General features: G+C 58.7%; 28 protein-coding genes. 7 read left to right on the plus strand and 21 right to left on the minus strand.

All coding sequences use genetic code 11. The features are described from left to right. Positions 1 to 342: 342 nt before the first annotated feature. From CKF42_RS13780 to CKF42_RS13790, 3 genes are all read right to left on the minus strand, one after another. Positions 343 to 1644, minus strand: a complete 1302-nt coding sequence (locus CKF42_RS13780) for a sorbosone dehydrogenase family protein (protein ID WP_046101813.1) — start codon at positions 1642 to 1644, stop codon at positions 343 to 345. Between the two features lie 12 nt (positions 1645 to 1656). Beyond that, positions 1657 to 2064, minus strand: a complete 408-nt coding sequence (locus CKF42_RS13785; RefSeq protein ID WP_009090233.1) for a DUF2231 domain-containing protein — start codon at positions 2062 to 2064, stop codon at positions 1657 to 1659. A gap of 162 nt (positions 2065 to 2226) precedes the next feature. Further along, positions 2227 to 3342, minus strand: a complete 1116-nt coding sequence (locus CKF42_RS13790; RefSeq protein ID WP_111208433.1) for an ABC transporter substrate-binding protein — start codon at positions 3340 to 3342, stop codon at positions 2227 to 2229. Between the two features lie 320 nt (positions 3343 to 3662). Here CKF42_RS13790 and CKF42_RS13795 point away from each other — a divergent pair, with 320 nt between their 5' ends. The 6 genes from CKF42_RS13795 to CKF42_RS13820 all read left to right on the plus strand — a co-directional run bounded on the left by CKF42_RS13795 (position 3663) and on the right by CKF42_RS13820 (position 8024). Beyond that, the gene (locus CKF42_RS13795; protein ID WP_009090235.1) at positions 3663 to 3902 is read left to right on the plus strand and encodes a hypothetical protein; all 240 of its coding nucleotides are present in this window, start codon (positions 3663 to 3665) and stop codon (positions 3900 to 3902) included. A 273-nt stretch (positions 3903 to 4175) separates the two neighbouring features. After that, on the plus strand, positions 4176 to 4490 hold the full coding sequence (locus CKF42_RS13800; protein ID WP_111208434.1) for an antibiotic biosynthesis monooxygenase: 315 nt from the start codon (positions 4176 to 4178) through the stop codon (positions 4488 to 4490). 1 nt (position 4491) lies between these two features. Further along, positions 4492 to 4902 (plus strand): amino acid-binding protein, encoded by a 411-nt coding sequence (locus CKF42_RS13805; RefSeq protein ID WP_009090237.1) that lies wholly within the window; start codon positions 4492 to 4494, stop codon positions 4900 to 4902. Then, complete coding sequence (locus CKF42_RS13810) at positions 4880 to 5590, plus strand: helix-turn-helix transcriptional regulator (protein WP_111208435.1); 711 nt, start codon at positions 4880 to 4882, stop codon at positions 5588 to 5590. Before CKF42_RS13805 ends, CKF42_RS13810 begins: the two co-directional genes overlap by 23 nt. Positions 5591 to 5911: 321 nt before the next feature. Continuing rightward, entirely contained in the window at positions 5912 to 7219 is a 1308-nt protein-coding gene (locus CKF42_RS13815; RefSeq protein ID WP_276047101.1) for an MFS transporter, read from the plus strand. Positions 7220 to 7229: 10 nt separating this feature from the next. Continuing rightward, complete coding sequence (locus CKF42_RS13820; RefSeq protein WP_111208436.1) at positions 7230 to 8024, plus strand: substrate-binding domain-containing protein; 795 nt, start codon at positions 7230 to 7232, stop codon at positions 8022 to 8024. Here CKF42_RS13820 and CKF42_RS13825 read toward each other — a convergent pair. From CKF42_RS13825 to CKF42_RS13870, 10 genes are all read right to left on the minus strand, one after another. After that, entirely contained in the window at positions 7999 to 8898 is a 900-nt protein-coding gene (locus CKF42_RS13825) for a LysR family transcriptional regulator (protein WP_111208437.1), read from the minus strand. The genes CKF42_RS13820 and CKF42_RS13825 overlap by 26 nt on opposite strands. Positions 8899 to 9009: 111 nt before the next feature. Beyond that, positions 9010 to 9450: a thiol-disulfide oxidoreductase DCC family protein gene (locus tag CKF42_RS13830; RefSeq protein ID WP_046101808.1), complete on the minus strand. Its 441-nt coding sequence runs from the start codon at positions 9448 to 9450 to the stop codon at positions 9010 to 9012. Continuing rightward, positions 9419 to 10042 (minus strand): AAA family ATPase, encoded by a 624-nt coding sequence (locus tag CKF42_RS13835; RefSeq protein ID WP_111208438.1) that lies wholly within the window; start codon positions 10040 to 10042, stop codon positions 9419 to 9421. Before CKF42_RS13835 ends, CKF42_RS13830 begins: the two co-directional genes overlap by 32 nt. After that, positions 10039 to 10476: a PTS sugar transporter subunit IIA gene (locus CKF42_RS13840; RefSeq protein ID WP_046101806.1), complete on the minus strand. Its 438-nt coding sequence runs from the start codon at positions 10474 to 10476 to the stop codon at positions 10039 to 10041. Before CKF42_RS13840 ends, CKF42_RS13835 begins: the two co-directional genes overlap by 4 nt. Positions 10477 to 10485: 9 nt before the next feature. Further along, positions 10486 to 10755 (minus strand): hypothetical protein, encoded by a 270-nt coding sequence (locus CKF42_RS13845; protein WP_058958229.1) that lies wholly within the window; start codon positions 10753 to 10755, stop codon positions 10486 to 10488. An 85-nt stretch (positions 10756 to 10840) separates the two neighbouring features. Then, positions 10841 to 11683: a class II fructose-bisphosphate aldolase gene (locus CKF42_RS13850; protein ID WP_009090250.1), complete on the minus strand. Its 843-nt coding sequence runs from the start codon at positions 11681 to 11683 to the stop codon at positions 10841 to 10843. Next, positions 11670 to 13037, minus strand: coding sequence for a PTS sugar transporter subunit IIC (locus tag CKF42_RS13855; RefSeq protein ID WP_009090252.1), 1368 nt, complete (start codon positions 13035 to 13037; stop codon positions 11670 to 11672). The genes CKF42_RS13850 and CKF42_RS13855 overlap by 14 nt, the downstream gene beginning before the upstream one ends. Beyond that, positions 13030 to 13344 (minus strand): PTS sugar transporter subunit IIB, encoded by a 315-nt coding sequence (locus CKF42_RS13860; RefSeq protein WP_009090254.1) that lies wholly within the window; start codon positions 13342 to 13344, stop codon positions 13030 to 13032. Before CKF42_RS13860 ends, CKF42_RS13855 begins: the two co-directional genes overlap by 8 nt. A 10-nt stretch (positions 13345 to 13354) precedes the next feature. Continuing rightward, positions 13355 to 14335, minus strand: coding sequence for a 6-phosphofructokinase (locus CKF42_RS13865; RefSeq protein ID WP_111208439.1), 981 nt, complete (start codon positions 14333 to 14335; stop codon positions 13355 to 13357). Positions 14336 to 14617: 282 nt separating this feature from the next. Beyond that, positions 14618 to 14911 carry a hypothetical protein gene (locus CKF42_RS13870; RefSeq protein ID WP_111208440.1) on the minus strand — a complete coding sequence of 98 codons (294 nt, stop codon included), beginning with the start codon at positions 14909 to 14911 and terminating at the stop codon, positions 14618 to 14620. Here CKF42_RS13870 and CKF42_RS13875 point away from each other — a divergent pair. Next, the gene (locus CKF42_RS13875) at positions 14910 to 15824 is read left to right on the plus strand and encodes a pyridoxal-phosphate dependent enzyme (protein WP_111208441.1); all 915 of its coding nucleotides are present in this window, start codon (positions 14910 to 14912) and stop codon (positions 15822 to 15824) included. The two genes, CKF42_RS13870 and CKF42_RS13875, sit on opposite strands and share 2 nt — an antisense overlap. 39 nt (positions 15825 to 15863) lie before the next feature. Here the strand turns inward: CKF42_RS13875 and CKF42_RS13880 are convergent, their stop codons facing one another. The 8 genes from CKF42_RS13880 to CKF42_RS13915 all read right to left on the minus strand — a co-directional run bounded on the left by CKF42_RS13880 (position 15864) and on the right by CKF42_RS13915 (position 23209). After that, positions 15864 to 16448 carry a YceI family protein gene (locus CKF42_RS13880; protein WP_046101799.1) on the minus strand — a complete coding sequence of 195 codons (585 nt, stop codon included), beginning with the start codon at positions 16446 to 16448 and terminating at the stop codon, positions 15864 to 15866. An 84-nt stretch (positions 16449 to 16532) separates the two neighbouring features. Then, on the minus strand, positions 16533 to 18839 hold the full coding sequence (gene pqqF, locus CKF42_RS13885) for a pyrroloquinoline quinone biosynthesis protein PqqF (protein WP_111208442.1): 2307 nt from the start codon (positions 18837 to 18839) through the stop codon (positions 16533 to 16535). Continuing rightward, positions 18839 to 20005 (minus strand): pyrroloquinoline quinone biosynthesis protein PqqE, encoded by a 1167-nt coding sequence (pqqE, locus tag CKF42_RS13890; RefSeq protein ID WP_167428221.1) that lies wholly within the window; start codon positions 20003 to 20005, stop codon positions 18839 to 18841. The genes pqqF and pqqE overlap by 1 nt, the downstream gene beginning before the upstream one ends. Further along, positions 19968 to 20246 carry a pyrroloquinoline quinone biosynthesis peptide chaperone PqqD gene (gene pqqD, locus CKF42_RS13895; protein WP_111208444.1) on the minus strand — a complete coding sequence of 93 codons (279 nt, stop codon included), beginning with the start codon at positions 20244 to 20246 and terminating at the stop codon, positions 19968 to 19970. The genes pqqE and pqqD overlap by 38 nt, the downstream gene beginning before the upstream one ends. A gap of 3 nt (positions 20247 to 20249) precedes the next feature. Then, on the minus strand, positions 20250 to 21005 hold the full coding sequence (gene pqqC / locus CKF42_RS13900) for a pyrroloquinoline-quinone synthase PqqC (protein WP_009090267.1): 756 nt from the start codon (positions 21003 to 21005) through the stop codon (positions 20250 to 20252). Positions 21006 to 21008: 3 nt separating this feature from the next. After that, the gene (pqqB, locus tag CKF42_RS13905; protein ID WP_111208445.1) at positions 21009 to 21926 is read right to left on the minus strand and encodes a pyrroloquinoline quinone biosynthesis protein PqqB; all 918 of its coding nucleotides are present in this window, start codon (positions 21924 to 21926) and stop codon (positions 21009 to 21011) included. Positions 21927 to 21978: 52 nt separating this feature from the next. Beyond that, a complete protein-coding gene (gene pqqA, locus CKF42_RS13910; RefSeq protein ID WP_009090272.1) occupies positions 21979 to 22050 on the minus strand; it encodes a pyrroloquinoline quinone precursor peptide PqqA in 72 nt (23 codons plus the stop codon). A 142-nt stretch (positions 22051 to 22192) separates the two neighbouring features. Next, entirely contained in the window at positions 22193 to 23209 is a 1017-nt protein-coding gene (locus CKF42_RS13915) for a dipeptidase (protein ID WP_111208446.1), read from the minus strand. Positions 23210 to 23323 lie beyond the last annotated feature (114 nt).

Raw genomic sequence — 23323 nt, forward strand, 5'->3', positions numbered from 1 at the left:
CCTAAGCACATCTTTGTGGAGAGGGCTGAGCGGCACTCAAGGTTAAAGCCACAGGCCAGCACCACCTGATACCTGCCGGGATTTTAAAACCGTGCCCCTGGGAGCGGCCAGTCGACAATGAGGCGAGGCTCAACACTCAACACATGTATAAACATACAGTATCTTGGCGAAACTTGAAATCCTTAGCCGCACATTTTACAATCTGTTCTGTGGAGAGAGCTGAGCACCCCGTTCGCAGCGCGGTTACCAGCCGGGTAGCGAACAAAAAAATAAAGGATTTGGCGAGATGCCAAATCCTTTTTTTATGCCTGCTTTCCGGCAGTGAAAACGGACCCGTCCGGGTTACCTGGCGGCGCTGACCCGCCAGATGGTGTTCCCTGCGTCATCCGCAATCAGCACACCCCCCTCTCTGTCGCTGGCGAGACCTACCGGCAATCCCCGCACCTGCTTTTGATCATCCGTCAGGAAGCCCGAGACCACCGTCTGCGGCTGCCCCACCGGTTTGCCGTTCTCAAATTTCACCCACACCACTTTGTAGCCATTCAGCGGTGTCCGGTTCCAGCTGCCGTGTTCACTGATAAAGGCACCGCCACGATACTGCGGCATGTTATCTGCGCCATAGAAGAGCAGACCCAGCGGAGCGACATGTGAGCTCAGGGCGTAATCGGGTTTGATCGCCTTCGCCACCAGATCGGGACGCTGCGGTTCGGCGCGGGTATCAACATGCTGACCAAAGTAGCTGTAGGGCCAGCCGTAGAACCCTTTGTCCTGCACCGAGGTCATGTAGTCGGGCACCAGGTCCGAGCCGATTTCATCACGCTCATTGACGATAGCCCAGAGTTTGCCGCTCTGAGGTTCCCACTGTAAGCCGGTTGGATTGCGCAGCCCGCTGGCAAAGATGCGGCTGGCGCCGGTGGCGGCATCCACTTCCAGCACCGCGGCACGGCGATACTCTGCGCCAATGCCGTTCTCGGTGACGTTACTGTTGGAACCGACCCCGACATAGAGCTTGCTGCCATCGGGGCTGGCCAGCAGCGCCTTGGTCCAGTGGTGGTTAATCGGGCCGCCCGGCAGTTCGGTCACCTCTTCCGGCGCCGTGCGAATCTCGGTTTCCCCTTCGCGATACGGGAACTTCACCAGACTGTCCGCATTGGCGACATAGAGCGTGTTGCCAATCAGCTGCATGCCAAACGGGGAATGCAGATTCTCAATAAAGCGGTGCTGCTCCCATTTGCCGTTCACCTTGCGCAGCAGCGTAATCCGGTTGCCGCCTGCACCGCCCTTACCTGAGGCTTTCTGTACGATGCCCATGATAAGCTGCTTCGGCCGGGTCGTCGGTTTGGCCGGGCCGTTTGATTCCGCCACCAGCACGTCGTCGTTCGGCAGGACATAGACCTGACGCGGATGCTGCAGATTGTCAGCGATCTTTTCAATCTTCAGCCCGTCAGCCACTTTGGGCATCTCACCCGCCTTCCAGGGCGTGCCTTCCGGCACCTGCATCGGCGGCATAAAGAAACTCTTCGCCTTTGGCAGTTCAGGATTCGGACCGGTCTGCTTTTGGGGGTCGATTTGTGCACCATCATCACAGCCTGCCAGCAGGGCTGCCAGGGTCAGCGCGAGCAGCGTTTTATGCGGTATCTTCATGGTGGCTCCTCCTTAAGCGCTACGCTGACGTAACGCAAGTTGCACATTCGCCAGCAGCAGCAGCGCCACCACCAGCGTCGAAAGCGTCACGCCCAGCGGGATCACCGCGGCGGCATCACGGCTGTGAATAAACGCATTAACGACAGCGATCACAACCGCCACCAGCCAGAGCCAGAAATGGCTCTTCTCCGCACTGTCACTGCCGCGAAACAGATAAACCAGCGCGATGAGTCGCGGCACAATGGCCAGAATCAGTCCCAGCGCAATCAGCCAGCCTGCGGCGTCAGTCCAGAACTGTACAAAGGTCTGACTGTAGAAAATGTCGAACAGCCAGGCCGCAACAAAAAAGCCCAGCGGCACCGGCTCCAGCAGAGCGTACAGCGTCACGGCAAAGGCCGATCTTCCCGAGGTATTGCGCATGTTTCTCTCCATTTTTAGCGTGAATGCGGACGACGACACGTCATGCTGCTCAGAGCAAACGAGGCCGCGCCTGTAAAAGGTTAGTAAATCTGAAGGGAAAGAGCGGGTTTATTCGGCGGGAAGTGTAATGCTGGCGATGACATCCCTGTCATCGCCGGTCAGTCAGGGTTTATCTGCGGGCAGCGTCACCCAGTAGCCTGGCTGGTAAGGCAGCGGCAGGAACTTCTGATGAAATTCGCGGAACGTTGCGTCGGGATCGAGATCGGCAAAGAGATCGGGATGCAGCCACTTCGCCAGCGCCTGGATAGCCACAAACTGATAAGGACTGTCGTAGAACTGATGCCAGATCGCGTGGACGTTGCCATTGTGCGCCACCGGCAGGGTTTTAAACGCATCGCGCATCATCAGCGCCTTCAGACGCGCCGTCGCCTCGGTCACATTGGCGCCCGGCCCGACGCCGACCCATTTGCCCACGGTATTGTAGTTCTTCCAGTTGGCCCCGGTGACCACCACCACATCGGGCTGACTGGCGATGATCTGCTCCGGGTTCACGGTGCCGAAGGTGCCGGGGATAAGATCTCTGGCAATATTACGTCCGCCCGCTATCTCCACCATCTGACCGAAGTTCTCATTACCAAACGACATGCAGCACTCATCGCTGTAGCCACCGGCGCGGTCGATCATCACTTTCGGGCGATAGCCGGTAAAGTTCTTCAGCCGCGAGGTCACCCGCTCAATCTGCTGCTGACGGAACCGGATGATCTCCTGCGCCTGCGCGGGTTTGTTCACCAGTTCGCCCATGATGCGGATACTTTTCTCGGCGTTCACCATCGGCGCTTCACGAAAATCGATAAACACCACCGGCACACCGACCGCCTGCAGTTTTTCTGTAAGCTTGCCTTCATCCGTGGCCGCTTTCGATTCCAGATTCATCAGCACCAGATCGGGCTTCAGGGTTAACGCCTGCTCAATGTTAAAGGTGCCATCTTTCGCCCCGCCGAAGGTCGGCAGTTTCCTGATTTGCGGATAGCGTTTCTCATAAGCCTGATAGCCATCCCAGTCTGCCTTGTGGAGATCGTCCCGCCAGCCGATGACCCGCTTAAAGGGCGCGTCGGTGTCAAAGGCTGCCAGCAGATAGATCTGACGCCCCTCACCCAGAATGATGCGCTTTGCCTCCTGCGGCACCTCAACCTGACGGCCTGCGACATCAGTAATCATTTTGGCCGACGCCATTCCTGACAGCGTGAGCATCCCCAGCGCGAAAAACCATTTTTTCATTGTAAAAACCCACACAGATGATAATGAGAATTATTAATGTAAAGCGGCGTTACTATCACTTAAATCAGCGATCAGGGGAAGAGCGTGAATGAAAAGTTTTTTGCCGTCGTGTGAAGTGGATTTAGGTCTGAACAGAGAAAAAAATTTCTGAAAAGGGTTGTCAGATAACTGAATGATTAGCCGGGATTTCCTCTGCATCCCGCGCTGCGCTTAGGCCCGGGTTAAAAATCATTCCATCCCATTCCTGTACAAAATAAGGATCGCTGTATAAGTTTAATAGCAACACCAGTGCATTTTTTAACCCGAAACAGGACAATAATATGCCGATGCAAAACACCCTGACTCTGCCGGTCAATCCCACTCTCCCGACCCAAACCGGGTTCAGCTCCTCTTTTGCTGCCTCTGAACAGGACAAACTTAATTTCCTGATCGAGGAGTTACTGGAAGCGGGCAAGGAGAAAAGCTGCATGGAACTGCTGCGCTATCTCGCCTCCGCAGACAGTGCCGAAGAAGAAGCGTGCTGCCGTGAACTGCTGACCATGCTGATGGCACGGAAATGATGTCTGCTCGTTTTTGTTCCCGCTCCGCGCTCCTCTCTCTGCTTCTCGCCTGACTCCTCTCCGGGTTCAGGCGCAGTTCGTTCTGCCTCCTCCCCGCCTGTAAACCTCGATCTCATTCAGCCAGACCCTTTTCTGCATTAGCCGGATATGCCGGATGCGTGCGTCTGTCACATCTGTCCGCGACCAGAGCAGCCGCGCTTATTTCGTTTCAGGCCGAAGCATTAACGTCTCCCGCCCGCTATTTTCCGGCTATCAACCCTAAGGAGAAGCGCAATGATTGCCGTACTATTTGAAGCTGAAGCCCTGCCGGAACACCAGATGCGTTACAGGCAGCTGGCGGCGGACCTTAAACCGCTGCTGATGGAAAACGAGGGATTTATCTCTCTGGAGCGTTTTCAGAGCCTGACCGATGAGAAAAAAATCCTTTCACTCTCCTGGTGGCGCGATGAAGAGTCGATCAGGGCCTGGAAGCGCAATCTGTGCCATCAGGCTGCCCAGCGCGAAGGCCGTGAGACGCTTTTTGCCGCTTATCATCTGCGCATCGTCACCCTCGTCAGAGAATATGCGTTTAACCCGGGAGAAATGTAATATGTTCGACATTCATGTGATCCTGCAAAATAGCCCGGGCACGCTCTCCCGGCTTACCACGTTGCTGGGCGATCAGGGGATTGGACTGGAAGGCGGTGGCATGTTCTCGTCCGGCACACTGAGCCACGCCCATTTTCTGGTGGCAGAGGGTGAACGGGCCCGAAGGGTGCTGGAAGCGGAAGGGATCGCGGTTGAAGCCGTCCATGTTCCACTCATCCGCCGGCTCCCTCAGCAGCGTCCCGGCGAACTGGGTGCCATTACCACACGCCTGGCCGCAGCAGGGATAAATATCCTGGTGCAGTACAGTGACCACGCTAACCGGCTGATCCTGATCACCGACAACAATCTCTCAGCCGCCGGGCTGACTACAGAATGGGCCGTATCCTCCGATGGCAACACCGCAACCCCATAATGCCCCCGACGACAGTGACGCGCTGGAAAACGCCATTGCCGGTGTCGCCGCCGCGATGGCCGATCCCTCGCGGGTAAAGATGCTGTCAGCGCTGATGGATGGACGCGCATGGACGGCCACGGAGCTCAGTGCCGTCACGGATGTCGCGCCCTCCACCGCCAGCGCACATCTGACCCGGCTGATGAATAGCGGGCTGATCGTGTGCCTGGCGCAGGGCCGTCACCGTTATTACCGGCTGAATGGCAGTGATATCGCCACGCTGATTGAGAACATGATAGGCGTGTCGTGGCAACGGATTGCCGCCCCTGAGAGCACAGCGCCACGCGCGCTTCGCACCGCCCGCACCTGTTATGACCATCTGGCAGGTGAAATTGCGGTGCAGATCTATGCCTCACTGGTGCATCAGGGCTGGATCACGCCCGAAGGCAGCGCGGTCACGCTTCACGGCAGACAGCAGTTTCTGGCATTGCAGATTGACCTGTCACAACCCGGACGACGGAAAGCGTGCTGTGGCTGCCTGGACTGGAGTGAGCGGCAGTTTCATCTCGGGGGCTACGCGGGCGCCGCGCTGCTGACCGGCTTTGAACAGCAGGGCTGGCTGACCCGGCAGGCAGGCTATCGGGAAGTGGCTTTCACCGTGGCGGGTCTCCGCCATCTGCAACAGATTTTCGGTGTCACCCCGCGTTAACGCATAACATGACCTGACCGTTTTATTCCTGCCGCCAGACCCCTTCTGGCGGCACGACAACCGGCGCATCCCCTGCCAGAACCTGTAACACGCCTATGAATCCTGTCACATTTCCGCAAACTCACGTCAGCACCGGTAACAGAAGCAGTCAAAACGCGCAGCTGTCCAACCTTCTGAATCGTAAGCCTTTAAATTGATAACGCCGGGCAATCATGCGGCTGACACATCAATTGATTCTCATTTTGCACTTATTTAGCGCCGGGCGCTGATCCACTCTTCAGTCACAGGCGCGGCAAAAAGCGTCATACCTTACTGGAGCTTCTGATGCAGACCACCTCACCCATGACTCACCGCGCCAGGATTGGCGCAATTTTCCGTGTGACCTCTGGCAACTTCCTCGAACAGTTCGATTTCTTCCTGTTCGGTTTCTATGCCACCTATATCGCTCACACCTTCTTTCCGGCCAGCAGTGAGTTCGCCTCCCTGATGATGACCTTTGCCGTGTTTGGGGCCGGTTTCCTGATGCGCCCTATCGGCGCGGTCGTGCTGGGAGCCTACATCGATAAGGTCGGCCGTCGTAAGGGACTGATCGTCACGCTCTCCATTATGGCGGCGGGCACCTTTCTGATCGTGCTGATCCCCTCCTACCAGAGTATTGGCCTGTGGGCGCCGCTACTGGTGCTGATCGGCCGCCTGTTGCAGGGCTTCTCGGCCGGTGCGGAGCTGGGTGGTGTGTCGGTCTATCTGGCTGAGATCGCCACGCCGGGTCGCAAAGGCTTCTACACCAGCTGGCAGTCAGGCAGCCAGCAGGTGGCCATTATGGTCGCCGCCGCGATGGGCTTTATTCTCAACGCCGTACTGGCAGAAAGTGAAATCCGCGAGTGGGGCTGGCGTATTCCCTTCCTGTTTGGCTGTCTGATCGTGCCGTTTATTTTCGTGCTGCGCCGTAAGCTCGAAGAGACTCAGGAGTTTAACAATCGTCGCAGCCATCCCGAAGTGAAGCAGGTGTTCCGTATTCTGCTCGCCAACTGGCAGGTCGTGATTGCCGGCATGCTGATGGTCGCGATGACCACCACCGCGTTTTACCTGATCACGGTTTATGCCCCGACCTTTGGCAAGAAAGTGCTGCTGCTCAGCGCCTCTGACAGCCTGCTGGTGACGTTACTGGTGGCGGTATCGAACTTTATCTGGTTGCCGATCGGCGGCGCGCTCTCCGACCGCTTTGGCCGTAAGCCGATCCTGGTGGCGATGACCCTGCTGGCGATGGCGACCAGCTATCCGGCGCTGAGCCTGCTGGCGGCGGCCCCCGGCTTCTCAATGATGCTGGGCGTGCTGCTGTGGCTTTCGATGATCTACGGTCTCTACAACGGTGCGATGATCCCGGCCCTGACCGAAATCATGCCGGCTGAAGTGCGCGTTGCAGGCTTTTCACTGGCCTACAGCCTGGCGACTGCCCTGTTTGGCGGCTTTACCCCGGTGATGTCCACCGGCCTGATTGAGCTGACCGGCGATAAAGCGTCGCCCGGCTACTGGATGAGCTTTGCGGCTGTCTGCGCCCTGCTGGCCACCCTCTACCTCTATCGCCGTACCAGCCGTGCGTTATCCCACGCCGGTAAGACCTTTAGCTGAGGAACTGAGAATGAAATCTGCTTTACTGTTAATCCCCCTGTTGCTGGGCAGTGCCGGTGCGCAGGCCAAAGAACTGACGGTGATGATCTCCGGCGGGTTTAAAGCGGCCTGGGATACCCTCTCGCCCCGCTTCGCCCGGCAGGAAGGGATCACCCTCCATACGGTTGCCGGTCCGTCGATGGGCAAGACCCCACAGGCGATCCCGGCGCGACTGGCGCGCGGTGAACCGGCCGATGTGGTGATTATGGTCGGCGACGCGCTGACCGGACTGGAGAAAAAGGGTGAGACGCTGCCGGGTTCCCGGGTAGAACTCGCCGACTCGCGCATCGGCGCGGTCATCAGACAGGGGGCGACGCCGGTTAAGATCGGCAGCGAAAGTGAACTCCGCGCCACCCTGCTCAAGGCCGGTTCCATCGCCTATTCCGACAGCGCCAGCGGCAAATATGTCAGCAGCCAGCTTTTCAGCCGGCTGGGCATTGAGGACCAGGTCAGGAATAAAGCCGTGAAGGTTGAGCGCATTCCGGTGGCGTCAGAGGTGGCGGCCGGGAAATACAGTATCGGGTTTCAGCAGGTGAGTGAGTTGCTGCCCGTGCCAGGCGTCACCTTTATTGGGGAGCTGCCGGCGAAGCTGCAATACACCACCCGCTTTGCCGGTGCCGTGGTGCGCACCTCCGGGCAGCCGGATGAGGCGAGTAAGCTGCTCCACTGGCTCGCGTCGCCGGAAAACCAGAAGGCCGTGCTGGCCAGCGGACTGCACAGCGTGACGGCCTCAAAACCGGTCAGAGAAGCTGATACTGTTCAGTAATCAGGTTTTCCAGTTCGCCCGCGATATGCGACAGCATCCGGCCATTTTTGCGCAGCAGACCGATGGTGCGTTTCACCTCCGGGTCGGTTAACGGCACGCCCGTCAGCAGGGCGTGATCGTAACCCGGCATCGACATGGCGGGGACGGCAGCAATGCCGAGCCCCGCCTCAACCATTCCCAGCATGGTCGTGACGTGCCGGGTTTCGCAGACACAGGGCTTCTCCGGCACGATCGCCTGCAATGCCTGATCCAGCAGGTTGCGATTACCGGAGGTCTTATCCAGCCCGATCCACTCATACTGATAAAACGCCTGCCAGCTCAGACTCTTTTTTACGGCAATCGGATGATCGCGCCGACAGGCCGCCACGTAAGGGTCCTCCCTCAGCGGCTGAAAATGGACATCCGGCTGCGAACGGCTGGAGAAGCTGATGCCGAAATCCGCCTGCCCGCCGATCACCGCGTCATAGACATTGGCCGCACTGCTGTCGATCAGTTTCACCCGCACTCTGGGGTAGCGCACCTGAAACAGCCGGATGATATTGGGCATGAAGTAGTAGGCCGCTGACGGCACGCAGGCGACCGTAATCAGCCCCGTGCGGGCGAGGCTGACCTCACTGAGATCGGCCATCACCTCTTCGAAGTCTGTCAGCAGCTTGTCTGAGCGCTGCGCAAACGCGTGCCCTTTCAGCGTCAGCGTTACGCGGCGCGTGGTGCGCTCAAACAGTTTGATCCCCAGTGCGGTTTCCAGTTTATCGATCCGGCGGCTCAGCGCCGACTGGGAGAGACAGATCGATTCCGCCGCCAGGCGAAAGTTACCAAACTCCACCAGCGCGCGAAACGCGTAGAGATCGTTGAGATCGAAGTTAACCGGCATGCATCCCTCTATCCGTTGTCTGGCAGCACAGGTGTGCTGTGGTCATGGGCAGCAACAATAACCCCAAGGATATCATTGATCTCAGTGCCGCCCACAGCCGCCTTTCACGCTTCAGCGCGGGGCATCAACCTGATGCAGAAAACGTCCGGGATAATCGGGGACAATCGCATGCTGGCTGCTGTAACGGCCGAACAGCCTGTAGCGGTTTAACGCGATGCGGTCATAGGCAAAGTTACTGAGGGTGTCGGGGAAGTGACGCAGCACCGCCAGCCCGCGCCACGGCAGAGGGAGATGCTGCATAACGCGGAATACCGCCTGCGCCCGCAGCCAGTGCTGGTCACCTTTGATGTAGACAATGGTGCTGATCTTCTCTTCCGGCAGTCCGGCCCAGCGCAGCAGCGCCTTGCCCTGCTCGCTCTGCACCGAGGCAAAACGAACCTGCCGCGCCAGCCGGTGGCGCAGCAGAAACTGAACCCAGCCGTTACACAGCTTACAGACGCCGTCATAGAGCACGGCGCTTTCACCGGTTTGCAGATAGGGGGGTGATGTCATCCTGCCGCTCCTCACGTCGCTCATGATGAGCTGAAGTGTAGCGGGTTCTGGTCAGCTGATGTTGCAGCCAGTGAATAACGGCCGTGTCGTCCCGGGCGCAGGCGTCAGTCTCACAGACCGGCCCCAGCGCCATCGGCCTGGCCTGACGCGCCAGCTGGCGCAGCTCCGGCAGATACTCGGCGCCGGGATGTCCCGGCAGCCGCTGCGACAGCCGTGCCTGATAGCGCGCCACCGCCACCTCCGGATCAATCTTCAGCCACAGCTCAAGCGCCTCCTCCACGCCGGCCTGTTTCAGCCCCTGCTCCAGCAGCGCACGCGGCTGAAACCCGAACCAGGCGTCGATCAGCCAGATCTGACTGGCCGGTGCCTGGGCGACAATGTTCCAGATCGCCTGGTAGGCCGCGCAGCCCAGCTGCCGGTTTCGCGCGCGGTCGACCGGGGTAAAGCAACGCATAAACGGCTCTTTGAGCGCGTCGAGCGTCAGCACCGGCCAGCCAAAATGGTGAGAGAGCGCCTGCGTCAGGGTACTTTTACCCGACGCCGGGATGCCGTTCACCAGCACCACCCGTTTTACCGTATTTGTCAGCGTCATAAGATATCGATGACCTCCGCTGCGCTGCTGGCCTGACGTAACCTGACCAGCGTCTCCTCATCCTCCAGCAGCGACACAATGGCCCGGATCCCCTCTTCGATGTGCGCGTTACTGTCGCGCGCACCAAACATGATCACAATGTCCGCCTTGTCACTGCCCGCAAAGGAGATTGGTTCCTTCAGCAGGATCAGACTGAAACAGTCGCGGATCACCCCCGCTTCCGGGCGCGCATGAGGAATGGCAATGCCCTCCTCAAAGACATAGTACGCGCCATGCGTCAGCGTATTGGCAATCACCGCCTCCGGATAGGAGGCGTGAAGATACCCGCCGCTGACCAGCGGAGCCGCGGCCAGGGCGATAACCTGACGCCAGTCCGTGGCGTCAATGCCGGTCTGAATGGCGTCGGCCTCCTGTAATAACTGCTTAATGGTCATCCGCTCTCCTCAGATCGACTGGCGAACCACATTGCGCAATTCATCTATTTTGACAAACAGCGCATCGATTTCATTGCGGTAGCGAGGGCTTTTCGCAAATAAGCTTAACGCCCGGTTATATTCCAGCATTAATTCTTTCTGCGTTGCGCCATCACGCGGATTAATAGCCAGCTGCTCCTCCAGCTGCGTTATTTTGCCGCGGCTGAGTTCCGCCAGATGGTCCTGCTGCTGCGGGCTGACCGGTTCGCCCGCCGGTGACTTTTTCAGAAATCCAAACATAGGCTCTCCTGCCCCGGATTATTTCAGGGGTTCAGTTAAGGCATGAAATAAAAACGTTACGACTGACTGATAACCGATCCGGCGATCAGCGGAATAACTGCATCTTCTCCACCAGCACGTTGGTCACCGCGTCATTTGCCGGCACCAGGAAGTTACGCACGCTGTCATTGACCTTGCCTTTTTCAAAGGTCGATTTGCACTGTGCCACCCACTGAACGTTCATTTCCGTTCCGACGTTGACCTTTTCAATCCCGCTGCTCACCGCCAGCCGCATATCTTCGTCGCTGACGCCGGTGCCGCCGTGCAGAACCAGCGGTGTGCGGGTGGCCGCCGTAATATCGGCCAGCCGCTGATGCTGAATGTGCGCCTTGCCGGTGTAAAGCCCGTGCACGGTGCCGATGGAGATCGCCAGCATATCGACGCCGGTTTCCTCCACGAAGCGACGCGCATCCTCCACCGGCGTAAAGGCAATCGCCTCCATCTCCAGGCTTTTGCCATCTTCCGAGCCGCCAATCGCCCCCAGCTCCGCCTCGACCGAGACGTTGTGCGGTCGCGCCATATCGATCACCCGACGGGTGTTGGCAATATTCTCCTCAATCGGCAGATGAGAGCCGTCATACATGACAGAGCTGAAGCCGGCGTCGATCGCCGTCTGAATAGCCGTTAAATCGGAGCAGTGATCGAGATGCAGACACGTCGGCACGCCGGTGCTCTCTGACAGCGATTTAATGGCGTCGACCAGCAGCTTATGGCCGAGATATTTCGCCGTACCGGTGGAGATCTGGATCATTAACGGGCTGCTGGTTTTCTCTGCCGCTTTAAAATAGGCGGGGAGCATCTCCAGACAGTGCAGATTAAAAGATCCCACCGCTTTAAAGTCACGCTGTTTAGCCAGCTGAAGCAGGTCGGCGAAATTATAAAGTTTCATGGATTTTTTCCTCGTGAGGTCGGGTGGATTTGCCATTAACAAACCAGGCAAGCGCGGTAACAAAGGCAATAAACAGGGCGACAAACAGCCAGTTGTTCTGGAAAGCGTGGCCGAGTACCAGTCCGGTACTGATGACGTCGGAATCGCTGAAGGTCACGCCGGTAAAGCCGTAGCTTTCCAGCATCGGCACCAGGATGGCGGGCAGGAACGTGATAAAGAGGCCGTGAACAAAGCCGCCGATCATCGCGCCGCGCCGCCCGCCCATGGCGTTACCAAAGACCCCGGCGGTGCCCCCGGCAAAGAAGTTGGTCAGCAGACCGGGCAGGATCATCGCTAGCCCCATCATCGGGAAGAGAAGCATGCCGACGATGGAGCCGAGCGTGGTGGCGAGGAAGCCGACAATCACCGCATTAGGGGCGTAAGGAAACATCACCGGACAGTCCAGCGCCGGTTTCGCATCCGGCACCACCCGCATGGCGATACCGCGGAACGCAGGCACCAGCTCGTTAAGCAGCAGCCGAACGCCGCTGTAGAGAACAAACACCCCGGCAACAAACTGAATCGACTGCATAAAGGCGTACATCAGGTAGTTCATGCCGTTGCTGTACTGTGCGATGAAGGCCGGACCGGCGGCCAGGGCGGGGATCAGATACATCGGCACCATCACCAGCGCCATCGACAGATAGGTGTCCTGCAGAAACTTAAAGTTATCCGGCAGCTTCAGATCTTCGGTTGAGCGGGAGCCTTTGCCGACCACTCTGGCGACCGCAGCCGTGACCAGATAGCCAATGGTGCAGAAGTGACCCAGCGCGACATCATCCGACTCGGTAATGCGCCGCACCACCGGCTGCGCCAGCGCAGGCATGATGACCGCCATGATGCCGCCGAAGATGCCGCCGGTCAGGATCAGCGGCAGGCCGGTCAGCCCCGCTTTGTAACCGATGACGGCGCCGATCGTCGCCATCCAGAGCAGCGCCTGTCCCGTCAGGAAGATGTACTTAAAGGGCGTCAGGCGCGCGATGATGATATTGACGATAAAGATCGCCAGCAGCGTCAGCGCCACTTCCGACCCCAGCTCACGGTTTGCCAGCCCGGCAATGGCGGCCACATCGGTGATATAACCGCGCATGCCGAAGCCGTGGGTAAAGATGGTATTCAGGAAGGTCAGCGTGCCGACAATAATATTGATACCCGCCATCATAATTAAAAATCCGAGCAGGGTTTTAAAGGTGCCTTCCATCACCTTCCCTGCCGATTTTTTTTGCAGCAGCAGACCGATAAGGGCAATAAAGGCGATCAGAATCGATGCCTGTCCCAGCAGATCTTTGACCAGAAAATCAATCACACTATTCATGGGCGGCGACCTTCAGGTTGCGTTCTTTTAAAAAGGCCAGGATCTTCTGCTCTATTTCCGCTTTATCGGTGAGCCGGTTAAGAATAATGACCCGTTTAATCTGCTCTGGTGTGGCATCCGCATTTAATACATCGGCAAAGGCTTTTTGCGTCAGGATCATATCTGACTTAAACGCATTCGCTTCTGAAATGGTGGTGTGATCGATATCGGCCTCAATTTCCAGTTTTTTTAAAACGGCCTTTGCGCTCATCTCAATGGCAAAACTGGAGCCTAATCCACAACCACAGACACATAATATTTTCAGCATGTTCTTCTCCTCACACGATGTTGAGTTGTTTAGCGAGTTTGTAATAGTGCCCGTCAATATCGACCAGGCGTTTTTGCATGCTTATTAAATCAATCGGGATCGGTTTATTGCTGCCGTTAATAATGACCGCTTTATTCCGCATGCCTGACTGAATACAACGCACCACCTCACTGGCCATAATGGTGCCCTGATAAATCTCTTCGCAGGTGGGGTCACCATTACGCAGTCCGTAACCGAGAATGGTTTTACGGATCCGAACGCCAATCAGGGGTTCAAGCTGTTTGATTAAGGTGTCGATAGCGCCCTGAAAACCGGGCGAATATTCCCGGGTGTAACCTTCTGAACAGAGAATCACCACGCTGTTCTGCTGTTCCAGGCGCCGGGTAATGCGCTGCGCCAGTTGCGGCACCGGGATCTGGCACTCCGGGATCAGCGCAATATCCGCGTTGGCTTTAATCGCGGACTGCAGGGTCAATTCACCGCAGTAGCCGCCGAGCAGCTCCACCATAAATACCCGGCCCGGTAAGGCGCGCCCGGTATTACGCAGCTTCGCCACCTCTTTTAAGACCTGCTCGCAGGCGGTGGAAAAACCCAGGGTGTAATCACTGCCGAAAACATCGTTGTCGATGGTCATGCCGACACCAAAGCAGTTCACCCCGCTCTGTGAGAGCGTGTGAAGAAACTGCAGCGATCCGTCGCCGCCCGCCAGAATCAATACGTCAATCCGGGCGTTTTTCAGCTGGCGTGCAATCAGCTCGTACTCGCTCTGCACCAGTTTTTTTTCGGTGCGTCCCGACTGAATGACCGGAATCGCGGCGATGGAGAAGTCCAGCAGATCGCGCTGGCTGATTTCACGGTGGTTATTGGCCAGCAGGCCGGGAATGCCGCCGTCAAATATCACCATCCCGGCCTGGGTCAGACGGCCAATCTGAAAAACAAAATTATTAATCCCGGTGACATCGCCGCCACTGATGACCATTCCAATCCGCATCATCCTCTCCTCGCTGGCTGAATCTGCTGAGGGTCATTCTTCCGGTAAGCGGAGTTGCACTTTGCAGGTGAGGTCACATTTATGAGCGGTTTTTCGCTGACCGGAATATTGACAGCGGGTTATGAGGCGCATGATTTGTGATGTGAATCACGTTATTCCGACTTATTACATCTGAGACGAATCGATATAAATCATCGGGTTAGCGTTCGGGCTGGCGGGATGAGGAGAACGGCGGAAAAAGCCGTAATCAGGCGAGACAGTGACGTTGCGAATTTGTGACTTTCACCTCATTTTTCCCGGTTTCGCCGCCGGCCGGCGGATAAAAGGATGCCGATATCCCCTGCCCATCGTCATGTTAATCAGATTCAGCATCGCTGTTGCGAACAGGTAACACTCTTCTGTATAACGATTAAAGCCGACAGAAAATGCAGCAGAAGCATGATGATTTGTAAGGAGAATCGTGCGCCTTATCTTCGGCGAGGCGGACGCCTCCTCTGTCCGACGCTGCTCTCCCGCACCCCCGGCCTGACAGTCAGCCGGTTTGTCATCAACGCCTTTGATCAGGATAAGACGCATGGAAATCACTATCCGCACCCCGCTCATTTACTCCCTGCCACTCAGTCAGCACAGCGGGAGCCATGTCTGGCTGAAAATGGAATCAGCACAGCCGACCGGGTCATTTAAGCTCCGGAGTGCGGCCCACATCTGCCGCCATTACGCCGTGCAGGGCGCAAAAGCCTTTATCAGCTCCTCCGGCGGCAATGCGGGTATTGCCGTGGCCCACAGTGGACGCCGGCTGGGACTGCCGGTCACGGTGGTGGTGCCTGAAACCACCTCGGCGCGCGCCAGACAGCTTATTGAACAGGAAGGCGCCAGGCTCATCGTCCACGGCAGGGTCTGGAGTGAAGCGAATGCATATGCCCTGTCGCTGGCGACAGCGGAGAATATCTATATTCACCCCTTTGACAACCCGCTGCTGTGGGACGGCATCAGTACGCTGGTGGATGAAGTGATCGACGAAGGGCTGCGTCCGGATGCCGTCATCCTGTCGACAGGCGGTGGCAGCCTGCTCTCCGGCGTGATGCAGGGACTGGAAAAACATCAGCTCGGCCATATTCCGGTTTATGCGGTGGAAACAGAGGGAACCGCCTCCCTTAACGCCGCGCTGAAGACGGGCGAGCGGGTCACGCTGGAGAGCGTCAGTGGCATTGCCACGACGCTGGCGGCCAGTCAGGTGTGTGAAAATGCGTTTACGGTGGCGCGCCGTTCAGACGTCCGGGGAATGGTGGTGACCGATGATGAAGCCGTGAACGCCTGTCGCCGCTTTCTGGACGATCATCGTGTTCTGACAGAACCTGCCTGTGGCGTGTCGCTGTCGATGCTCTATGACGGGAAGATTAGCTTTAAGCCGGAAGAGAAGGTGCTGGTTATCGTCTGTGGCGGGGCTTCTGTCACGCTGGAGAGCCTGCAGGGCTGGCTGACAGCGTGAGAAACGTGGCGCAGCCGCACGGGCTGCGCCGCCAGCCTGTTATTTCGCGTAGGCTTCGGTAGACAGAGTCAGGGTGACCTCGTCGCTGACCGCTGGCACATATTTATCCAGTTTGAAGTCAGAACGTTTGATGGTGCCGGTGGCATCAAAACCAATCGCCTGCTTCTTCACCATCGGATGCTCGCCCTGCTTGTTCAGCGTAGCGTGCAGCGTAACCGGTTTGGTGATCCCTTTCAGGGTCAGGTTACCTTCAACATCAAATTTGTTGTCGCCTTTCGCGACCACTTTAGTGCTGTGGAAGGTGGCCGTCGGGTATTTCGCGGTATCGAAATAGTCCGCGCCTTTGAATTCTTTCGTCAGTGCTGCAACGTGGCTGTCGATTTTGCTGACCGGCAGGGTCACGTCAACGCGTGAAGCTTCCGGATGATCTTTGTCAAACACCAGCGTACCGGTGGCATCCGGGATATCCGCGGTCGGGTTGGAGAAGCCGAAGTGGTTCCAGGCAACGATAACGGACGTATGCTCAGGGTTCAGCTGGTAGTGCATCGCCTCAGCCTGGGACAGGGGAGCATACAGGGTCGCAGCGGCTAACAGGGGCAGTGCAATACGTTTGAAGTTCTTCACGGTCAATTCCTTATGCGGACAAAAGTGCACTAAGTGTGGTGCAAATTTCCCGTTTTAGACAGTGAAGAGATTTGTCGGTAATTTTCAAATAAATTCAGCAACTCTCTGCCAGGCCTGTGTCCGTTCTCCGTCTGTGAACAGCACCCGCCAGCGGCGGCGATCCTGCATCAGCGTGCGATGCAGCTGCTGCAGATCCCTGAGATCCAGCGCCTGGATCTGCGCCGCATCGGGTTCGGCCAGGCCATTCTCCTGACGCAGCCGTGCCAGCGGCTGATCGCTTTCTCTGCTGAGCAGGCGGGTTTTCAGTGCCACCAGATCGCACTCGCCCAGCGTCGGCGTCAGCGAGCGCAGGAAGTTGCGGCAGTAGCGCAGCAGGGAGAGCGCGCTGTAGTCGGGTGACTGCAGCGCAAACAGTACTCCGTCTTCGTCGGCGCAGCGCAGATAGCGGCTGCTGACCACGTAGCCCACCGGCTGTTCGACCCGATAGCGCTGGAAAAAGCGCGGCTCGTAGATCAGGGCCAGCGCCCGCAGCGCAGCCAGCTGTTCACTCTGCTGCAGCGGGATAAAGAGCAGCAGCGCATTATCGGTGCTGGCATGGGGCAGACGCGTCAGACCGGTCCGGGGCGTCATGCGCGTCGGCGGCGCGGCCGGGTTGACCGGCAGCGACAGCGCACTCAGCCGCCGGGCAATCAGGGCGTGCAGCGCCGCGTTGCCCCCTTTCAGTGCCGCCCGCCAGCTGCCGGGCGCAACGTTTACCGCCAGCTCATAGGGTAACTGCTGCAGCAGCGCACGAATGGCGATGCTCTCCACAGGCGGAGTCGGCCCGGATTCGGCAGGCGGCGTGAGAGCAGGCACAATCAGGCTGAGCGCCCTGTCGGCCACCGCCGCATCCGGCGGCAGCTGCAGCGTCAGTTGCCACACCCCCTCCACTTCCTGCCAGCGCCCATGACCGCCCTGATGGCGCAGCGCGGCAAACAGCGGACGCAGCCGTTTTTCCAGCGCCAGGCCCCTCTCCGGCGTAAAAGTTGTCCAGAATTCCGGGCGCAGGATCAGCGTAGCGTCCCCGTCGTCAGGCTGATGATGGGGTAAGTCTACCGCTGTGGCAGGCAGCGGTTCAGCGGTGACGGCGCTGCTGAGCGGATAAAAGGTGAATGAGGCCGGGAATGGCTTCGTGCGGGGAAACGCATTCCGTGGGGAGAGCGGCAGGCTGAATCCCTGCGTGACCAGATTCTCCGCCGCCGGTTGCGGCGAGCAGATCAGCCAGCTTTGCGGCGCGCGGCAGAGCGACGCCAGCAGCCGCGGCAACGCAGACTCTGCCTGATCCGGCGCAAAGCCGAAGGCGCGCTGGCGTAACTGATCCAGCGGCGCGAGCGCGTCAAAACGCTGCTGTGCCAGCCGCTGATAGTGCTGATGCTGCGGTTCAGTGGTCTGGCGCAGCGCGGCCAGATAGTCATCGATCATGCTGTCTGTCAGCTCAGGCTGATCGGTCTCCACCTTCAGGGCCAGCCAGTGCGCGTCATCGGCCTGATAGATCCATTGCAGATCCAGCGCCTCCGCCAGCTTCCGCTCGCGCAGCGTCGCCAGCAGTGAACCGGGCGCTTCATCGAGCAGAAACTCACGCCATAACGTGACACCGTCACTACTATCTAGCAGCCAGCTGCGCCACAGCGCCGCGGGTGCGCCCTCCGCCAGCTGCCAGACAGCCTCACCTGTCAGTCCGGGCGGCGACAGATCCTGCTGCGCGTGACCGGACGGCAGCCCGGCGGCAAAATCCCGCGCCAGCTGCTCCAGCTCATCCAGCGTCTGCGGTCCCTGCAGCCAGAGCCGCATAGTGCCGGAAACGTAATAGCGCTGGTGGAAATGGCGCAGCGCCCGCTGCAGAGCGGGAAGATCATCGCCAAAGGTGGCGCGACTCCCTGCCTGAAAGCGGCGGAATGCGGGGGGTGATATGGCGGCGTGCAGCAGTGCCGCCTCCGTGCGTGTCGGCTGATGGCGCTGTAACAGCTGATACTCTGCGTCGATCACTGCCACTTCCTGCCCGATCGCCTGATTGTCGAGCAGCGGATGGGCAATCATATCCTGCAATCGCAGCAGCCCGTCAGCCAGCAGCGACGGCGTAACCTCAAAGAAGAAGGCGCTGCGGCGGGCCTGCGTGGTGGCGTTAACTCTGCCACCCTGCGCCTGGATCCAGCTCATCAGCCGCCCCTCATCAGGCCAGCCGGTGCTGCCGGTGAAAAGCAGATGCTCAAGCAGATGCGCCAGGCCCGGCCAGCGGTCAGGCTCGTCGTGGCTGCCTCCCGCCACCTGAATCAGCGCCGCGGCCTGGCTGGCGTCGGCGTGATGCACCAGCTCAATCGTCAGGCCATTGATCGTCAGGCCGCGCGTTATCATCAGAGGTTCCGGGTTTTATAGATCAGCTGTGAGTTGCTGCGGTTGCGGAACTGCAGCTGACCAATTCTGATGTCGCTGCAATCCGCCTCGCGGCGGGCCTCAAGGATTTTGCCATGATGCGGTGATTTGCTGCAGACCGGGTCGGTGTTGTCGGCGTTGCCGGTCAGCATATACGCCTGGCAGCGACAGCCGCCGAAGTCTTTCTCTTTCTCGTCACAGGAGCGGCACGGCTCTGGCATCCAGTCGAAACCGCGATAGCGGTTAAAACCGAACGAGTTGTACCAGATATCGTCCAGACTCTGCGTCAGCACCGACGGAAACTCCACCGGCAGCTGGCGCGCACTGTGACACGGCAGCGCGGTGCCTTCCGGCGTGACGCTGAGGAAGATGGCACCCCAGCCGCCCATGCAGGGCTTGGGCCGCTCTTCGTAATAGTCCGGGGTCACAAACAGCAGATTGGTCAGGCTGCCGCTGTCGCTCATGCGCTCACGGTAACGGTTTACCACCGCTTCCGCCTGCGCGATCTGCTCACGGGTAGGCAGCAGGCCCTCGCGGTTCAGCTGCGCCCAGCCGTAGAACTGACAGGTCGCCAGCTCGACGTCATCCGCTTCCAGCTCGATGCAGAGGTCGATAATTTTATCGATCTGATCGATGTTGTGGCGATGCAGCACGAAGTTAAGCACCATCGGATAGCCGTGGGCCTTCACCGCCTTCGCCATCTCCAGCTTCTGCTGAAACGCCTTTTTCGAGCCTGCCAGCGCGGCATTCAGGGTTTCATCACTCGCCTGGAAGCTGATCTGGATATGGTCCAGACCCGCCTCGCTGAAGGCATCCAGCTTTTTCTCTGTCAGGCCGATGCCGGAAGTAATGAGGTTGGTATAGAAGCCGAGATCGCGCGCGGCCTTAATCAGCTCCGGCAGATCTTTGCGGGTCAGCGGCTCGCCGCCGGAAAAACCGAGCTGCACGCTGCCCATGGCGCGCGCCTGGCGAAACACCTCAATCCACTGCGCCGTCGTCAGCTCCTTCTCCTGCTGCGCAAAGTCGAGCGGATTCGAGCAGTAGGGACACTGCAGTGGGCAGCGATAGGTCAGCTCGGCCAGCAGCCAGAGCGGCGGATTTACGCCAGGTTTATGCGGGGTCACGGAACTGTATCCACTTCTGTTCATAGGCTGACTGCAGGAACTCTAAAACGTCTGCACCCACGCCGCCCGCTTCCGGGAAACGGCTGTCGAGCGTCGCGATAATCGCGGCGATATCCTGTTTGCCATCCACCAGCTCAAGAATGGCGGCGGCGGTTTCATTCAGTTTCGCCATCCCTTCCGGATAGAGCACGACGTGGCTCTCCTGGGCGGCTTCCCACTGCATGCGGTAGCCGCGACGAAACACGGCAATTGAGTTCTCATTCATCGGTTATACCAGTCGGGTGGTGTGCCACGCCGCCTTGTCAGTGACGGTGTGATAAGGCGGACGTTTCAGCTCGTAAGCCATGGTCATCGCATCCAGCATGCTCCATAAAATATCGAGCTTAAACTGCAAAATTTCCAGCATGCGGTTCTGGCTCTCTGCGGTGGTGAAAAAGTCCAGCGCCAGCGCCAGGCCATGTTCCACATCGCGGTTCGCCTGACCCAGGCGGCTGCGGAAGTAGAAGTATCCCTCTTCTTTGATCCATGGATAGTGCTGCGGCCAGCTGTCGAGCCGCGACTGATGGATCTGCGGCGCGAACAGCTCGGTCAGTGAACTGCACGCGGCCTCCTGCCAGTTAGCGCGGCGGGCAAAGTTGATATAGGCATCCACCGCAAAACGCACGCCGGGCAGCACGTGTTGCTCCGACAGCAGTTCCTCACGCGTCAGACCGACGGCCTCGCCCAGCCGCAGCCAGGCTTCGATGCCGCCCTCTTCGCCATTACTGCCGTCATGGTCAAGGATGCGCTGCACCCATTTGCGCCGGGTAGCCGGATCGGGACAGTTCGCCATGATCGCCGCATCTTTCAGCGGAATGGTGGTCTGGTAATAGAAGCGGTTGGCCACCCAGCCCTGAATCTGCTCGCGGGTCGCCTGACCGTTGTGCATCGCAATGTGATAGGGGTGATAAATGTGGTAGTACGCACCCTTGTCGCGCAGAGCCTGTTCAAAAGCCTGTGGCGACAGCGTTTCGGTGATCTGCATGATTTAGCCCTGAAGGTGGATCGCCATTCCGTCCCAGCTCACCTCGATGCCCTGCTCTGTCAGAAACTGACGCTGGGATGACTGCTCGTTAAGGATCGGATTGGTGTTGTTAATGTGGATCAGAATTTTGCGTTTTGCCGGCAGCGACGCCAGCAGCGCCATCAGCCCCTGCTCTTCTGCCAGTGCCAGATGGCCCATCGCCTTGCCGGTGTTGTGGCCTACGCCGGTGGCGAGCAGCTCATCATCCTGCCAGACGGTGCCGTCAATCAGCAGGCAGTCTGCCTTGTGCAGCCACGGCAGGATGACGTCATCAGGCTCTCCCAGACCGGGTGCATAGAGCAGCGTCTGGCCGCTGGCGCGGTTTTCGATAAACAGCGCCACGTTGTGACCCGGCAGCGGCCGATCGCGATAGGGCGAGTATGGCGGCGCGTTACTGATGATCGGAATCGCGGTAAACACCAGATCGCGACAGACATCAACGCTGAACGGCGTCAGTGGCGCAATGGGCCGGTGCTGTAAGCCGCCGTTCCAGTGGCTGAGCATCGGAAAGATGGGGAAGCCGGTGCTGAGGTCGGCATGCACCTCAGGGGTGCACCATACCTGATGCGGACAGCCTTCACGCAGGCTGAGCAGCCCGGTGGTGTGATCGATCTGACTGTCGGTCAGGATAATGGCACCTATCGCGGTGCCGCGCAGTACCCCTTTGCGGGTCAGCTCGGGCGTATGCAGGATCTGTTGACTGATATCGGGAGAGGCATTGCACAGCACCCAGTCCTCGCCGTTATCGCTGAGGATAATCGACGACTGTGTACGCATGCTGGCCTGAATCGTGCCGTTTCGCACGCCGTGGCAGTTGGCGCAGTTGCAGTTCCACTGCGGAAACCCGCCACCCGCGGCCGAACCGAGGATTTTGATAAACATAGAGGAAAACCAGAAGTTGAAAAAATGCCCGCTCAGAAGGCGGGCATAACGATTAACGGTTGGAGATGTAGAGAGTCACTTCCAGACCGAGACGCAGATCAACGAAGGTTGGTTTTTTCCACATAATTTATATCCTCTTTATTAACAGTAATTTAGCTGCCTGGAATCAGCGTGACAGCGATTAAATGAGAGCACTGTCACAATTTCCAGGCAGATGGTGCGCCAATGGCGCGTCGGGATCAAGTCCGGACGTAAGGAAATTGTTATCACAGCCCGGTCAGACGTAAAACCCGCTGCCAGTTTCCCCATGCCAGCTTCTCTGTCAGTGTCTGATCATAGCCCGCTTCCCGGAAAGCCGCGAGCAGACGCGGCATCCCGCTGACATCCCCCAGCGCATCCGGAGGGGTGATGCCGTCGAAATCGGAGCCAAAGGCCACATGGTCGCTGCCCATTATCCTTAACAGATGATCACAATGCTTAACAATTTCTGTTAATGGCGTGTCGGCGTCGCGTTTACCGTCGGCCCGCAGAAACGCGTTGCCGAAGTTGATGCCGACCAGCCCCCCGCTGTCGCGGATCGCCATCAGCTGCGCATCCGTGAGATTGCGCGGCTGCGGGCAGAGGGCGTGCGCGTTAGAGTGGCTGGCGACCAGCGGCGCAGCGGCGATCCGGGCAGTGTCCTGGAAGGCCTTTTCATTCATGTGAGAGACGTCGATCATCATATTGAGTGCGCTGGCCTGCTGGATCAGCCGTTCACCGGCCGGGGTCAGCCCCGGCCCGGTATCGGGCGAGCCGGGGAAGCTGCCGCTGACGCCCTGACCAAAGCGGTTAGGCAGATTCCAGAACGGCCCGATGCTGCGCACCCCCGCCTGCCAGAAGGCGTGCAGCTGTTCGCCCTCTTCATCCAGCGCATCGGCCCCTTCGATATGCGCCATCATCGCCAGCACACCCGCCGCCCGGCACTCCGCAATCTCCTCCACGCTGCGGCAGAGACGCGCCCGACCCCCTGATTCATCGGCCAGTTGCTGCAGGATCTGCAACTGCTGCCACATGATCTCAAGCGGTTGCCAGGGTTCACCGGCACGGGCTGGCACGGTGCGGGCAATGTACTCCTGCGGCGGCACAAAAATCGCAAACAGCCCGCCGCCTAAGCCGCCCTGCTGAATGCGCGGGAAATCGAGGTGGCCCAGTTCAATACCCTGATAAAACGCCTGTACAGGCGCATCGCGATGGTGCAGCCAGAGGTTAAGCAGCAGGTCGTTGTGACCGTCAAAAATCAGCATAAGTGTTCACCCGGAGAAACAGGCGATCATGCTACCCCCGCCTGGCAGATTCATCAAACCGGAGCGCACGCAGGGTGTTGTCACTTTTGCGCATCAGGTTGTCAGCATCGCGCG

Origin of the sequence: Pantoea sp. ARC270 (genome assembly GCF_003236725.1) — a bacterium.
Lineage (GTDB): Bacteria > Pseudomonadota > Gammaproteobacteria > Enterobacterales > Enterobacteriaceae > Pantoea > Pantoea anthophila.